This window comes from Streptomyces cylindrosporus (assembly GCF_022698165.1).
GTDB classification, from domain to species: Bacteria; Actinomycetota; Actinomycetes; order Streptomycetales; family Streptomycetaceae; genus Streptomyces; species Streptomyces cylindrosporus.
Genome location: NZ_JALDAY010000009.1, coordinates 488,046 through 501,909, shown reverse-complemented (window position 1 = coordinate 501,909; position 13,864 = coordinate 488,046). Strand labels below are relative to the sequence as shown.

The 13,864-nt window shown below is 72.8% G+C and carries 11 protein-coding genes; 3 read left to right on the top strand and 8 right to left on the bottom strand.

What is annotated here, in order from left to right; translation table 11 throughout:
* Positions 1-17 precede the first annotated feature (17 nt).
* The gene (locus MQP27_RS30610; RefSeq protein ID WP_242769201.1) at positions 18-1,739 is read right to left on the bottom strand and encodes a hypothetical protein; all 1,722 of its coding nucleotides are present in this window, start codon (positions 1,737-1,739) and stop codon (positions 18-20) included.
* Between the two features lie 229 nt (positions 1,740-1,968).
* On the opposite strand from MQP27_RS30610, the gene MQP27_RS30605 reads away from it, so the two are divergent.
* Positions 1,969-3,366 carry an MFS transporter gene (locus MQP27_RS30605; protein ID WP_242769200.1) on the top strand — a complete coding sequence of 466 codons (1,398 nt, stop codon included), beginning with the start codon at positions 1,969-1,971 and terminating at the stop codon, positions 3,364-3,366.
* 40 nt (positions 3,367-3,406) lie between these two features.
* Here MQP27_RS30605 and MQP27_RS30600 read toward each other — a convergent pair whose 3' ends face one another.
* The 4 genes from MQP27_RS30600 to lnt all read right to left on the bottom strand — a co-directional run bounded on the left by MQP27_RS30600 (position 3,407) and on the right by lnt (position 8,539).
* Entirely contained in the window at positions 3,407-5,449 is a 2,043-nt protein-coding gene (locus MQP27_RS30600; RefSeq protein WP_242769199.1) for a helix-turn-helix domain-containing protein, read from the bottom strand.
* Positions 5,450-5,525: 76 nt separating this feature from the next.
* Positions 5,526-6,326, bottom strand: a complete 801-nt coding sequence (locus MQP27_RS30595; RefSeq protein ID WP_242769198.1) for a 3-hydroxybutyrate dehydrogenase — start codon at positions 6,324-6,326, stop codon at positions 5,526-5,528.
* A gap of 54 nt (positions 6,327-6,380) precedes the next feature.
* A complete protein-coding gene (locus MQP27_RS30590) occupies positions 6,381-6,860 on the bottom strand; it encodes an NUDIX hydrolase (protein WP_242769197.1) in 480 nt (159 codons plus the stop codon).
* A 68-nt stretch (positions 6,861-6,928) separates the two neighbouring features.
* Positions 6,929-8,539: an apolipoprotein N-acyltransferase gene (lnt, locus tag MQP27_RS30585; RefSeq protein WP_242769196.1), complete on the bottom strand. Its 1,611-nt coding sequence runs from the start codon at positions 8,537-8,539 to the stop codon at positions 6,929-6,931.
* A gap of 246 nt (positions 8,540-8,785) precedes the next feature.
* Here lnt and MQP27_RS30580 point away from each other — a divergent pair, with 246 nt between their 5' ends.
* Positions 8,786-9,853, top strand: a complete 1,068-nt coding sequence (locus MQP27_RS30580) for an O-antigen ligase family protein (protein ID WP_278196695.1) — start codon at positions 8,786-8,788, stop codon at positions 9,851-9,853.
* Positions 9,854-9,862: 9 nt separating this feature from the next.
* On the opposite strand, the gene MQP27_RS30575 is transcribed toward MQP27_RS30580, so the two are convergent.
* Positions 9,863-10,408, bottom strand: coding sequence for a hypothetical protein (locus MQP27_RS30575; protein WP_242769195.1), 546 nt, complete (start codon positions 10,406-10,408; stop codon positions 9,863-9,865).
* Between the two features lie 105 nt (positions 10,409-10,513).
* Positions 10,514-11,299, bottom strand: a complete 786-nt coding sequence (locus MQP27_RS30570) for a glutamate racemase (protein ID WP_242769194.1) — start codon at positions 11,297-11,299, stop codon at positions 10,514-10,516.
* 39 nt (positions 11,300-11,338) lie between these two features.
* Between MQP27_RS30570 and MQP27_RS30565 the strand changes: the two genes are divergently transcribed.
* Positions 11,339-12,532, top strand: a complete 1,194-nt coding sequence (locus tag MQP27_RS30565; protein WP_242769193.1) for a glycosyltransferase — start codon at positions 11,339-11,341, stop codon at positions 12,530-12,532.
* A 4-nt stretch (positions 12,533-12,536) separates the two neighbouring features.
* On the opposite strand, the gene MQP27_RS30560 is transcribed toward MQP27_RS30565, so the two are convergent.
* Positions 12,537-13,844 (bottom strand): TerD family protein, encoded by a 1,308-nt coding sequence (locus tag MQP27_RS30560; RefSeq protein WP_242769472.1) that lies wholly within the window; start codon positions 13,842-13,844, stop codon positions 12,537-12,539.
* Positions 13,845-13,864: the final 20 nt, after the last annotated feature.

The window sequence follows — 13,864 nt, the reverse complement described above, 5'->3', positions numbered from 1 at the left end:
GCGTCCGCCCGCGGTGACTACTGAGGGGCGCGGGCGAAGCGTGCGAGGTTGGTCGAGACGGGCTCGGGCCGCCCGTTGTTCTGCGCGGGAGCGGCGGTGAGAACGTCCAGGTGCTGGTAGCCGTCGGCGACCACGGGATGCAGGTCGGCGGGGATGCGTCCGGCCAGCAGCCCGTCGCCCGCGAGGACGGTGAGCGTCGGGTTCGCGGTCAACCCGTCCGGATGCACGACGAGTTGCTTCACCTGGGGCGAGGTGGCCAGTTCGATGTCGGTGACCAGCTTCGTCGGGAAGTACTGCTCGGTGAAGTCCAGCGGCTGCCGCGCGAGACTGCGCGCCAACTCCTGGATGTCGGTGACCTCTTCACCGGCGTTGGTGAAGGGCGTGCCGTCGGAGGAACGGTAATCGGGATCGTCCGCGGCGCCGACACGGTCGTAATCGCGCCATGTGTAGAGCGGTCCGTGCGGCTCGGCCGGGATGGCCTTGTACTGCGTGCCGAACAGCGCGGGCTGCGATGAACTCCCGTTGGCGGCAGGGAAGTTCTTGTCGGTGATCGGCCCGCCGTCGAAGAAGCCGACGCTGCTCTGCAGGAAGGCGAGCGGTACGGAGTTGTCGTCCAGCAGTGCCCCGAGGACGGCCGCGTTGGTGAGCCGGAAGTCCTTCACCGCGGGTGTGCCGGTGAGGAAGGTGGCGGTGTCCTTGGAGAACAGGAAGCGGTTCGTCGCCTCGATATTGGTGTTGGCGGGCAGATAACTCGGCAGGTCGGACTCGCCGTCGGGATCCTGTAGGGCGCCCACCCCGGCGATCGCCAGGAGGGTCATGGTCTCGGGGTTGAGCAGGACCGGCGCGGACAGTGATCGCGGGAGCACCCCGCTGTCGAGGCCGGCCTGGACGACGCCGTAGCCGAGGCCGACGTCGGGCAGGTCGGTGTCGTCGGGGATGCTGCCGCTGAGGTCGGCGAGCGAGGTGGAGACGGTGGTGTCCAGGGCGAAGTAGCCGGCGCACTGGTTGTATCCGGCGTCGGCGGTGGTGGCCGGGTCGCCGTCGAAGTCGGCGGTGGCGAAGTAGCCGGTGACGACACCGCCGAGGGAGTGCCCGCCGCACAGCACCTTCCGCTTGCGCAGGCCTTGGTCGGGCAGCTCGGCGGTGAGGAGGTCGTACTGGTCGCGGACGGTCTGCTGGATGCCGAGCTTCGCCATCCAGCCCAGCTGGTCGTTGCCGACGAAACCGGCGAAGGTGCGCCCGGCCACCTGCTTGCCGCGGTAGTAGTAGTCGACGGCCGTGTGCTGATCGCCGGAGTCGACGCCGGTGTGGTCCTCCAGGCAGTTGGAGCGCCGGTCCAGGGCCCAGAACTCGATGTGCCGGCCCTGTTCGGCGGCGCGGGCCACGGTGTTGCGGGCGACGCTATCGAAGGCTCCGGCGCCCTCCAGGATGCCCGGCTGAGCGACCAGGATCCTGTCCGCGTCGGCCGGGGCGGCCGGGCCGTCGGAGGAGCGGTAGCGCAGGTACGACAGCCAGTCGCACGCGGCCGGGCGCGCCCCGAAGGACGCCGGCAGCGGTACCTTCACGCGCACGACCGACTCGGCGACCGAGCCGACCGAGCTCACCGGCGTCTCGGTCCGCGCGGTCTCTCCCTGCGCCTCCGGGACGGCCACGATGAGCGTCCCGGCGGTCAGCAGTGCCGCCAGCGCGGCGGTACGCAGGGCTTTCGGGGTTCGTCCTCTGCTGCGGCTCGTGTTCATGGTCGGACGGTAGGGCCGGGTGGGCCGGGCGATCGGACGGTGCTCACAAAGACTCAGCACCTGGTGAAGCGATTGTCACCAGCAGGGGACATCCACCGAGCAGGGGTGGGCGGGGAACGCACAGCGCGCCCTCGAACTATGTAGTCCCGCCACATGTGCGCCCGACCTGGCCGTTCCTACGGTGTGCCGAAACGTACCCGTCCCCACCGCACACGAGGAAGTGGCGCACATGGCCTCCGCAGCAGCATCCGCTCCGCCGTCCCCAGCAAGCCTCAAGCGCATTGTCGCCGCCAGTCTCATCGGCACCACGATCGAGTGGTACGACTTCTTCCTCTACGGTTCCGCCGCCGCCCTCGTCTTCGGCAAGCTGTTCTTCCCGGACTCCGACCCGCTGGTCGGCACCCTGCTGTCCTTCCTGACGTACGCCGTCGGATTCGCCGCCCGCCCGCTCGGCGCCCTGGTATTCGGACACTACGGTGACCGGCTCGGGCGCAAGAAACTGCTGGTGCTGAGCCTGCTGCTGATGGGCGGGGCGACGTTCGCGATCGGGCTGCTGCCCACGCACGCGACCGTCGGCACCGCGGCTCCGGTGCTGCTGACCACGTTGCGGCTGATCCAGGGCTTCGCGCTCGGCGGCGAATGGGGCGGCGCCGTACTGCTGGTGTCCGAGCACGGGGACGCGCGGCGGCGCGGATTCTGGGCGTCCTGGCCGCAGACGGGCGCTCCGGCGGGACAGTTGCTCGCGACCGGTGTGCTGTCGCTGCTGACGGCCGTGCTGTCGGACAGCGCCTTCGGGTCGTGGGGCTGGCGGATCCCGTTCCTGCTCTCGGGTGTACTGGTGATCGTCGGACTGTGGATCCGTCTGTCCGTCGACGAATCGCCGGTGTTCCAGCAGGCACGGGCGCAGGCCGAGGCCCGCAGGGCGGCCCGCGGCGCCGAGGCGGAGAAGCTGCCGCTGGTCTCCGTGCTGCGCCACCACTGGCGGGACGTCCTGGTCGCGATGGGCGCGCGCATGGCGGAGAACATCAGCTACTACGTCATCACCGCGTTCATCCTCGTCTACGCCACCACGTCGGCGGGTGTCTCCAAGCAGACCGCGCTCAACGCCGTGCTCATCGCCTCGGCCGTGCACTTCGCGGTCATCCCCGCCTGGGGCGCCCTGTCGGACCGGGTGGGCCGGCGTCCGGTGTATCTGCTGGGCGCGGTCGGTGTCGGCCTGTGGATGTTCCCGTTCTTCTCCCTCATCGACACCGGCGGCTTCGGCAACCTGGTCCTCGCGGTGACCGTCGGCCTGGTGCTGCACGGCGCCATGTACGCGCCCCAGGCCGCCTTCTTCTCCGAGATGTTCGCGACCCGTATGCGCTACTCCGGCGCCTCGATCGGCGCCCAGTTCGCCTCGGTCGCGGCGGGCGCGCCGGCCCCGCTGATCGCCACCGCGCTGCTGGCCGACTACGACAGCTCGACGCCGATCGCCCTGTACGTCATCGCCGCCGCCGTCCTGACGGTGATCGCCGTCGCCGCGGCCAAGGAGACACGCCACCGGGACCTGGCCGACGTCAAGCCGGCGGCGGGCTCCCCGGGCGAGGAGACCGCGCCGGCCCGGACGGCGGACGCCCGCACCCTCTGACGGCACACCGCACCGGCCCCCGTACGCGCGCGTGCGGGGGTCAGCGCTGTGCCGACAACCTGTGCAGGCGCAGGGCGAGCTGGATCTCCAGGGTGCGGGCGGGGCTCTGCCAGTCGTCGCCGAGGAGGCGGCCGACGCGCTCCAGGCGCTGGGCGACGGTGTTGACGTGGACGTGCAGCGCGTCCTTGGTGCGGGCCGGGCTCATGCCGCAGGTGAAGTAGGCGTCGAGGGTGTGCACGAGGTCGGTGCCGCGTCGTTCGTCGTACGCGACGACCTCGCCGATCGTCCGGTCGACGAAGCCTGCGATGTCCCGGTCTCCGGCGAGCAGCAGGCCGAGGAAGCCGAAGTCCTCGGCGGCGGCACCGTCGCCGGAGCGGCCGAGCAGCCGTAGGGCGTCCAGGCAGCGCCTTCCCTCCGCGTAGGCGGCGGCCACGGCGTCGGGGCGGGCGGCGAGGTCACCGACGGGAGCTGAGGCGCCGACGGTGACCGCTTCGTGGACGGCCGTGCCGAGGTCGCGGGCGGTGCGGCGGGCCAGCTCGGTGGCGGTGTCGCCGTCGGCCAGCGGCAGCAGCAGGACGGTGCCGCCGTCGCGGGCAGCGGCCAGGCCGTGCCGGGTCGCGGCGAGGTGGGAGGCGGCCGACCACAGGCGACGCCGGGCGCCCGCGTCCTGGTCGGCGGCGGTGGCGCCGTCGACATGCGTGGCGTGAACGGTGGTGCCGTCGAGGCGCGCCGGGCCGGCGGTGACGCCGTCGAGGCCGGCGGTGGGGCCTCGTTGGCGGGCGGCCTCGGCGATGCCACGGTCCAGGCGGGCGGCGAGCACGACATGGGTGGCGTCGAGGTCGGCGTGCAACCGTGCCGCCCGCTCGCGCAGCAGGCGCGGGTCGCGGTCGCGGGCGTCGAGGAGGTCGTCGAGCAGCTCGCCGCGGACGCGTTGTTCGGCCTCGGCGGCGGAGCGTCTGGCCAGGAGCAGCAGCGAGGTGACCATCGCCGCCCGCTCCAGGGTGCGCTGGTCGACGGGGTCGAGGCCGGGGTGGCCGCGCAGGACGAGCGCGCCGAGCAGTTCGCCGCCGGCGGTCACGGCGGCGATCCAGTCGTCCGCGTGGCGCACGGCGTGTCCCTCGGCCCGGGAGGCCTCCAGGGCGGCGGCCGGTGCGGTGGCGGCCTCGGTGAACTCGACCGTGCCGTCGAGGACTTCGGAGACGGCGGCGGCCACGTCGTGCACCCCGCCGCCGCGCAGGACGAGTTCGGCGAGCCGGTCGTGCACGTCGGAGGCGCGCTCGATGACGCCGCTGCGGTCCCGGATGATCTCGTTGGCCCGCTCCAGGCCGGCGAGGGCGGAGCGGGTCTCCGTGAGGAGGTTCGCAGTGTCGATGGCGGCCGCGGCCAGCGCGGCGAACGAGCCCAGCAGCGCGATCTGCTCCCGCTCGAAGACGCGGGCGCGCCGGTCGGCGGCGAAGAGGACCCCGATCACGTGGTGGCCCAGCATCAGCGGGACGCCGAGGATGGCGACCAGCCCCTCGTCGTGCACGCCCGCGTCGATGGCGTGGGTGTGCTGGAAGCGGGCGTCCTTGAAGTAGTCGTCGGTGACATAGGGGCGGGCCGTCTGGGCGACGAGACCGCCGAGCCCCTCCCCCATGCCGAGCCGCAGCTGCTGGAAGCGGGCGGCGACCGAGCCCTCCGTCACCCGCATGTAGGTGTCGCCGCGCTCTGGGTCGTTCAGGCTGAGGTAGGCGACATCGGTGCCCAGCAGCGACCGGGCGCGCTGCACGATCGCCTGCAGTACGGCGTCCAGGTCCCGCAGGCCGGCCAGGTCGTGGGCCGTCTCGAACAGCGCCGACAGCTCGGCCTCCCGTCGGCGCCGCCCCTCCAGTTCGGCGCGCACGCGCAGCGCGAGCAGCTTGGCGTGTTCGAGCGCGTCGAGTACCGCGGCGGGCCGGCCCTCGGCACGGGCCAGCAGCACCGGCTGCTCGTAGGCGTCGGCGGACGCGCCCCTGGCCAGCAGCTCCAGGAACGGCGCCTCCGGGCCGGAGGGCACAGCTGCGGCCTCGGCGCGCTCGGCGGACTGCACGTGATCGCGAGACATGCTCACAGGATTCCCCATCGCGCGGCCACCCCGTCAGCCCTGTGGAAAACTCCCCGGCGCACGGCTGCCGCCCTGCTCAGTGGGCGGTCCAGCCGCCGTCGAGGACGAGCGAGGTACCGGTCACGAAGGAGGCCTGCGGGCTGCACAGGTACGCCACGGCCTCGGCGACCTCCTCCGGCTCGATCAGCCGCTTGACGGCGCTGTCCTGCAGGAGCACCTCGGTCAGGACGCGCTCCTCGGGGATGCCGTGGGCCCTGGCCTGGTCGGCGATCTGCTGCTCGACCAGGGGGGTGCGCACATAGCCGGGGTTCACGCAGTTCGAGGTGACGCCGTGGGCCGCGCCTTCGAGGGCGGCGGTCTTGGACAGTCCCTCCAGGCCGTGCTTGGCGGCCACGTAGGCGGACTTGTAGGCCGACGCGCGCAGTCCGTGGACGGAGGAGACGTTGACGATACGGCCCCACTGCTGGCCGTACATGTGCGGCAGGGCCCCGCGCACGAGCCGGAAGGGCGCCTCCAGCATCACCGTGAGCACCGTGTGGAAGACCTCGGGCGGGAACTGCTCGATGGGGCGCACCAGTTGCAGCCCGGCGTTGTTCACGAGGACGTCGGTGCCCGCGGCGGCGAGTTCGGCGGCGTCGAGGTCGGTGAGGTCGAGCACGTGCGGTTCGACGGCACCCGCGAGGCCGTCGGCGTGCTCGGCGAGGGCCTCCAGGCCCCGGGCGTCCCGGTCGACCGCTCTCACCTTGGCCCCGGCGGCCGCGAGCCGCAGCGCGCAGGCGCGGCCGATGCCACCGGCGGCGCCGGTGACGAGGGCGGTGCGGCCGCCGAGGTCGACGGAGGGGGCGTGGGGGGCCGGAGCGGGGCTGGGCGCGGTCATGGCACGACCCTAGGCAGCGCCCCCGCCTCCCCACATGTGGTCAACACCCATACTTCATCCGCCGCTCATGGGCTCGAACCATGTGGGTTCATCCGCGAGCGCCTGCTTGATCCGGAAGTGGTGGTAGTCGGTCATCTCGGGCAGCGCGTCGAGCGCGAACCAGCCGACCGCCAGGGACTCGTCGTCGTTCACCCGGGCCTCGCCACCGACGGCGCGACAGCGGAAGCAGAGGTCCATGAACTGGCAGACATCGCCGTTGGGATAGGTGACCGACTTCCCGGACCGCACGGAGACCATCCGCTCGACGACGACGTCGACCCCCGTCTCCTCGTGGACCTCCCGCACGAGGGCCGCCGCGGGCTGCTCGCCCGGGTCGGGGATGCCGGAGATCAGCGCCCACCGGTGGTTGTCCGCGCGCTGGCCCAGCAGCACTCTGCCCTCGTCGTCGAAGACGACGGCGCTGACGCCGGGGAGCCAGAGCAGCTGGTGGCCCGCCGAGGCCCGGATCTCACGGATGAAGTCAGGAGTTGGCATGGCACCGACCCTAAGGTGCCGGTGCCAGGGATCCGGCGCACTTCACGGAGCGTGCGCCGGGCGTACGGCTACACGTTCCGGGCGCGCCGCCCGCGCACACCGGCGCCGATCGCCCAGCCGAGGCCGCCCGCGGCGACCAGCACCAGGGCCAGCTCCGGCAGGGTGCCCAGCCGGGTGGCCGGCGTCTGGGAGGACCGCAGCGGCACCTTCTGCACCAGGTGGGCGGCGACGAACATGCCGGTCTTCTGGGTGATCTTCCCGTCGGGCATGATGATCGCGCTGACGCCGCTGGTGACCGGCACGGTGACGGTCCGGCTGTGCTCGACGGCGCGGACGCGGGACATGGCGAGCTGCTGGTAGGTCATCTCGCTGCGGTCGAAGGTCGCGTTGTTGCTCGGCACCGAGATCATCTGGGCGCCGTCGGTGACCTCGGAGCGCACGGCCCAGTCGAAGGCGGCCTCGTAACAGGTGACCAGGCCGACCTTGGCCTTGTCCATGGTGAACACGCCCGGCTTGGTGCCGCGGCTGAAGTCCTGGCGGACCATCGCCGTCCAGTTGCTGTTGATCGCGCCGATCAGTCCGCGCAGCGGCAGGTACTCGCCGAAGGGCTGGATCTGCCGCTTGTCGTAGGTGTCGGTGGGGCCCTTCTCGGGATCCCAGAGGATCTGCTCGTTCCAGAGCTTTCCGTCCCGCTCGACGACCCCGCCGACCGAGATGGGCACGCCGATCGCCTTGGCCGCGCTGTCGATGACGGCGTAGGCGTCGGCGTTGGCGAAGGGGTCGACGTCGGAGGAGTTCTCCGGCCAGAGCACGAAGTCCGGCTTGGCGATCTTGCCGGCCTTGACCTCGGCGGCAAGCCGCTTCGTCTCGCGCGCGTGGTAGTCGAGCACGGCCCGCCGCTGCGCGTTGAACTCCAGCCCGGAGCGGGGCACATTGCCCTGGATCACCGCGACGGTGGCGTAGCCGTCCTCGGCCTTGTCGCTCACCAGCGCGCGTGCGGCCACCGCGCCCACCACGGGCACGGCCACGCTCAGCAGGGCCACGGCCGCCGCCGAGCGCTGGACGGTCCGCGTCCGGCGGCCCTCGACGAGGAGGCGTACGACCTCGTACAGGCCGAAGCCGCACAGGGCGACCGCGAAGCCGAGCACCGGGGTGCCGCCCACGGCCGCGAGCGGCAGGAAGACGCCGTCGGCCTGACCGAAGGCGATCTTGCCCCAGGGGAAGCCGTGGAACGGCACGCGCGCGCGTGCCGCCTCGCCCGCGATCCACACGGCGGCGGCCCAGACCGGCCACCCGGGCAGTCTCGACACCGCGGCGACACCCGCGCCGACCAGCGCGACGAAGATCGCCTCGATCGCCGCCAGCGCGAGCCAGGGTCCGGCGCCGACCTCCACGCCGGTCCACACCAGCAGCGGCAGCAGGAAGCCGAGGCCGAAGAGGTAGCCGAGGCCGAGGCCCGCCTTCCAGCTGCGGCCCCGCAGTACCCAGCCGAAGACGGCGAAGGCCGGCAGGGCCAGCCACCACAGGGTGCGCGGCGGGAAGCTGACGTAGAGCAGGACTCCGGAGAGCGCGGCGGCGAGGGCCGGAACGAGGCGTACCAGACGCGCGGCGCGCGACGCGGGCGCGTTCTGCGGCTGCAACTGGTCCGACTCGTCCACGGAAGTTGCGGTGACGGTCACTCCGGGAGTGTACGGCGGGTGACCTTGGCGCCGACAGTTCGGTCCGGAGGGCAGCACGGGCCGCCGCGGGGCCCCAGGCGTCGCATCGTTCCTGCGTAACTCGGCCCAACTCATCCACAAAACGTCCATCAACCGTTACGGTGTGCCCAGCCACAGTCGTCCGGCCGGATTCCGGTCTTGACGACCGGGTCGTGCGAGGTCGGGGGGCTTCGGTCGGGTTCGGGGGGCGGGGTGGGTTCCACGCGGATGACGTCTGACGCCGGTCCTGGGGAGGACTGCGAGAGACGAAACGTTTCGGACATCACGGGTGTGGTGGTCCTCGGCGCCTGCGCCAGTTGGTCCCTGATCACGGCGACGGTGCACGAGGGACGCCCGGAGGGCGTGCTGCTCGCGGTGCTGGCCGTCGCGGCCGGCTATGCCGCCGGACGGATCTGCGGCGCGCTGCTGCCGGTCGCCGCGCCCTGCGCCGGGGCGCTGGCCGGGCTCGGGCTGATGGTGGCGGTGCCGCATCTGGCGCCGGGACCGCAGATCGTGGCGCCGCTCGGGCACGCCGGTGCCACGGCCGCCCTGCTCACCCTGTGCGTCGGCGCCGCGGGCTGTGCGGCCTGGGCCGCGGAGGGGGCCCTCCTGCGGTTCGCCCTGGGCGCGCTGGCCGTCGCGATCACGGTGAGCGCGGCGCTACTCGGCTCGACCAGCGGGTTCGTCAGCTGCACCGCGGTACTGCTGTGCTCGCTCGCCGCCGGCCGGATGGACCGCCGCGGCCTGGGTCTGGCCGGCCTGGTCCTCGCCGCGGCCGTGATGGCGGGCCTCACCTGGGCGATCGCGGCCAACAGCCTGCCCGCCGGGCTCACCGCCTCCCTGGAGGGCCCCTTCACCGTGCACCGCATCGACCTGTGGCGGGACGCCCTGCACCTCGCGCGCCACAACGCCGCCCTGGGCGTCGGGCCGGAGCGGTTCGGCGAGCTCAGCACGACGGCGGCCCGCACGCTCCTCTCGGACGGCAAGCCGCACTCGGCGCTTCTGCAGCAGGCGGCGGAAGAGGGGGTCGTCGGCGTGATCCTGCTCGGCGCGGCCTTCTGCTGGATGCTGTACACGCTCTGGCGCTCACCGAGGCCCACACCGGTCGTGCTCACGGCGGGCGCGGCCCTGACGGCGCTGGCCGGGATCGCCGCGGTCGGCAACGCGCTGAGCTTCACCGCCGTGTCGGTCGGCGCGGGACTCCTTGCGGGCATGGCCACCGCCCGGCCCTTCGCCGACGACGCACCGCACCACAAGCCGGACGTACGCGCGCGTGGTGACCGGTTGACTCCTTGAGGGCGGCGGTCAGAGCGCCGCGCCGGGCGAGCCGGGCCGCAGCCGGTCCCGGATGACCCGTACGGCGGCCTCCGCGTTGTCCACGGTGATCGTGAACGTATGGCCGTCCCACAGCCGCAGGACCACGCCCTCACCACGGCGTACGACGACCGCGGTGCCCTTCTCGGGCCGCCAGCGGTAGCCCCAGCCGCCCCACTGGCGGGGAGTGACGTGCGGGGCGAACTCGGCGCCGGCGACATGGTCGAGGGGGATGCGGCGGCGCGGCACGCCGATGTGGCCGCAGCGCACCTCGACGGAGTCCCGGTCGAGCCTCAGATCGACGTGCACGAAGGCAAGGGTGCCGAAGAGGACCAGCAGCCCGGCCGCGATGCAGCCCACGACGGACATGACCAGCGGGGCGATCCCGGAGCCCCACGCCGAGTCGACGGCGAGCTCGATCCCGAGCGCCATGAACGCGGCCCCGCCGAGCGCCAGCAGCCACTGGGCCCGGTTCGTCGCGCGTCCGGTCCAGACGTCGGGGTGCTTGACGCTCTCGTCGTGGGGGTGGTCCCTCATACCCTTGAGATTACTCAGGTTTCGCTGCGGTGGTACCGGGTCGCGCAGAGTGACTCCGCCGACCGGGGGCCGGTGGAGTCATGGCGTCCGTTTTGTGCCCCTCGATCACCGGGCGGGGCTGACCGCCCGCAGAAGGCGGCCTTCCTCGTACGCCGTCGCGGGCGCCGGGAGTCCCCCCTCGCGTCCGCTCAGCAGCACGGTCAGGGTGCCGGTGGCCGGGGCGTCGGGGGCGGGCTGTGCGCCGATCCGGCGCAGGGCCTGGGCGGCCACCGCGCCCGCGGACCCGTGCAGGACGAGCGGCGCGGCGCCCGGCTGCCGCACGGCCGTGCGGATGCGTTCGGCGACGAGTTCGTAATGAGTGCAGCCCAGGACGACGGTCGTTACGTCGTCGGGCGTCAAGGCGGCCGCCGCGGCGACGGCGGCTTCGATGGCGGGCTCGTCGGCGTGCTCCACGGCCTCGGCGAGCCCGTGGCAGGGCACCTCGGTGACCGTCACTCCGTCGGCGAACTCCGCGATCAGGTTGCGCTGGTAGGGGCTGCCGGTGGTGGCGGGGGTGGCCCAGATGGCCAGGGGGCCGCCACCCGCCGCGGCGGGCTTGATCGCCGGGACCGTGCCGATGACGGGCAGCTCCGGTTCCAGGCGGGCGCGCAGGGTGGGCAGGGCGTGCACGGTGGCGGTGTTGCAGCCGACGATCAGCGCCTCGGGGCGGTGCGCGGCGGCGGCCTCGGCCACGGCCACGGCGCGCGCGGTGAGGTCCTCGGGAGTCCTGGGTCCCCAGGGCATGCCGTCCGGGTCCAGGGAGAGTACGAGATCTGCGTCGGGCCGCAGCCGCCGAACCGCGGCCGTGGCCGCCAGCAGACCGATTCCGGAGTCCATGAGCGCGATCTTCACCCGGCCACGATAGACGATGGGCCCTTGCGGGCAGGTCCGGTGGGGGACACTGCCCGGGTGAGCGCCATCGTGTGGACCGCCGCCGTATCCCTCGCCGCCTGGCTGTGGCTGCTGCTGTGTCAGGGCTTCTTCTGGCGCACGGACGTGAGACTTCCGCGCCGCGCGGATCCCGGCGACTGGCCCTCGGTGTGCGTCGTCGTCCCCGCGCGCGACGAAGCCGCCGTACTGCCGTCGAGCCTGCCGTCCCTCCTCGCGCAGGAGTATCCGGGGCGGGCGGAGGTGTTCCTGGTCGACGACGGCAGCTCGGACGGCACCGGGGAGCTGGCCCGCGAACTGGCCCACAAGACGGGCGGCCTGCCGCTCATCGTCACCTCCCCCGGCGAACCGCCTGCCGGCTGGACGGGCAAGCTGTGGGCCGTACGGCACGGGATCGGTCTGGCACGCGCGCGTGGGCCGGAGTATCTGCTGCTGACGGACGCGGACATCGCGCACGAGCCGGACAGCCTGCGGGAGTTGGTCGCGGCGGCGCGCGCCGGGGGCTTCGACGTGGTCTCGCAGATGGCCCGGCTGCGGGTGGAGAGCCTGTGGGAGCGGCTCGTCGTGCCGGCCTTCGTCTACTTCTTCGCCCAGCTCTACCCGTTCCGCCGGATCGGCAGGAAGGGGTCGCGGACGGCCGCGGCGGCGGGCGGCTGCGTCCTGCTGCGTGCGGAGACCGCCGAGCGGGTGCGGATCCCGGACGCCATCCGGCACGCCGTGATCGACGACGTGGCGCTGGCCCGCGCGGTCAAGGGCGGTGGCGGCCACATCTGGCTGGGGCTGGCCGAGAAGGTGGACAGCGTGCGGCCGTATCCGCGGCTGCACGACCTGTGGCGCATGGTGTCGCGCAGCGCGTACGCCCAGCTGCGGCACAGCCCGCTGCTGCTGCTCGGGACGGTCCTCGGGCTGCTGCTCGTGTATCTGGTGCCGCCCGTGTCCCTGGTGGCGGGGCTCGCGGCCGGCAGCCCGGCGGCCGCGCTGCTGGGCGGGCTGGCGTGGCTGGTGATGACGGGGACGTACGTCCCGATGCTGCGCTACTACCGGCAGCCGCTGTGGCTCGCTCCGCTGCTGCCGTTCACGGCCTTCCTCTACCTCCTCATGACGGTCGACTCCGCGGTGCAGCACTACCGGGGGCGCGGTGCGGCCTGGAAGGGCCGCACCTACGCGCGCCCGGACGCCGTGTCCGACGAGGGGTGACCGCTCACTTGCGGCCCGGGGTCCAGTTCATGCCCCAGCCGTAGGCGTGGTCGATGGTCCGCTGCGGACTCACTCCCCGTTCGGGCACCAGGTAACGGGCCTCGCGCTGGACGACCAGGTCGTTGCCGGTGTTGGTGATCAGGGCGAGGGCGCACACCGTGGACGGGACCGTGCACTCGTCGAGCGAGAAGTCGATCGGCGCGCCGAACTGCGGCTGGAGGGTGACCGTGGCGTGCAGGTCGGCGAAGGAGCGGGCGCCCTCGTAGATGGTCACGAAGACGAGGATCCGCCGGAAGTCCTGCTTGTGGTCGAGGTTGATGGTGAGGTTCTCGCCGCTCGCGACGGCGCCGGTGCGGTCGTCGCCGTCGAGGTGGATGTACGGCGGGCGCTGGAGCGAGCCGAAGGCGTTGCCGAGGGCCTGGATGACGCCCTTGCTGCCGTCGCTGAGTTCGAACAGGGCGCACAGGTCGAGATCGAGGTCGTTGTGCATCGCGACGGCACGGCCGCGCTTGCTGCCCCAGCCCGAGAACTGCTTGCGCACCTCCCAGTTGAGGTTGACGCGCATGGTGCCCGAGGTGCCGCCCTGTTTGGTGAGGGAGACCGCGGGGGCCGCCTTGGTGAGTGTCACCTTGGTCAGCCGGACCGGCGCGGTGGGCGGCGGCGGAGGCGGCATGGGGACGGGGGGTCCGGCCGGCGGAGGCATCGTCACGGGCGGGGCGACGGGTGGCGGCGCCGTCACGGGCGGAGCCGCCGGCGGTTGCGCGGTCACGGGCGGTGCCGGGGCGGTGTGCTGCGGTTCGTCCACCGTGATGCCGAAGTCCGTGGCCAGCCCTTCGAGTCCGCTGCTGTAGCCCTGGCCGACCGCGCGGAACTTCCAGGCGCCCTGCCGACGGTAGAACTCGCCCAGCACGAAAGCGGTTTCCACGCTTGCGCCCGTGCTGTCGAAGCGGGCGGCCACGGTGTTCCGGCCGGCGTCGCGGACCTCGATGTAGAGGTCGGGGACCTGTCCGAACGTCCCGCCGTCCGCCGAGGCCGCGAGGACGACGGTCTCGATCGCGGGCTCCACGCGCGCGAGGTCGACGACGAGCGTGTCAACGGTACGGCCGCCGTCGTGCCGCTTGCCCTCGTGCCGGACCGCGCCGGAGGAGTGCACGGGCTGGTTGTAGAAGACGAAGTCGGCGTCGGAACGGACCTTGCCGCCCACCAGCAGAAGGGCCGAGGCGTCCGCGTCGGGCACGCCCGGTCCGGAGCGCCAGCCCAATTCGACCCGCAGCGCCGTGGTCGGCACCGGAGTATTCGACCCTTTCGACATTGACATGTCCGCCCCCATCA

Coding starts and splice junctions, on each gene's coding strand:
- MQP27_RS30600 (WP_242769199.1), bottom strand. CDS start 5,449: ATGTCTCGCGATCACGTGCAGTCCGCCGAGCGCGCCGAGGCCGCAGCT.
- MQP27_RS30590 (WP_242769197.1), bottom strand. CDS start 6,860: ATGCCAACTCCTGACTTCATCCGTGAGATCCGGGCCTCGGCGGGCCAC.
- MQP27_RS30580 (WP_278196695.1), top strand. CDS start 8,786: ATGACGTCTGACGCCGGTCCTGGGGAGGACTGCGAGAGACGAAACGTT.
- MQP27_RS30605 (WP_242769200.1), top strand. CDS start 1,969: ATGGCCTCCGCAGCAGCATCCGCTCCGCCGTCCCCAGCAAGCCTCAAG.
- MQP27_RS30575 (WP_242769195.1), bottom strand. CDS start 10,408: ATGAGGGACCACCCCCACGACGAGAGCGTCAAGCACCCCGACGTCTGG.
- MQP27_RS30610 (WP_242769201.1), bottom strand. CDS start 1,739: ATGAACACGAGCCGCAGCAGAGGACGAACCCCGAAAGCCCTGCGTACC.
- MQP27_RS30595 (WP_242769198.1), bottom strand. CDS start 6,326: ATGACCGCGCCCAGCCCCGCTCCGGCCCCCCACGCCCCCTCCGTCGAC.
- MQP27_RS30560 (WP_242769472.1), bottom strand. CDS start 13,844: ATGTCGAAAGGGTCGAATACTCCGGTGCCGACCACGGCGCTGCGGGTC.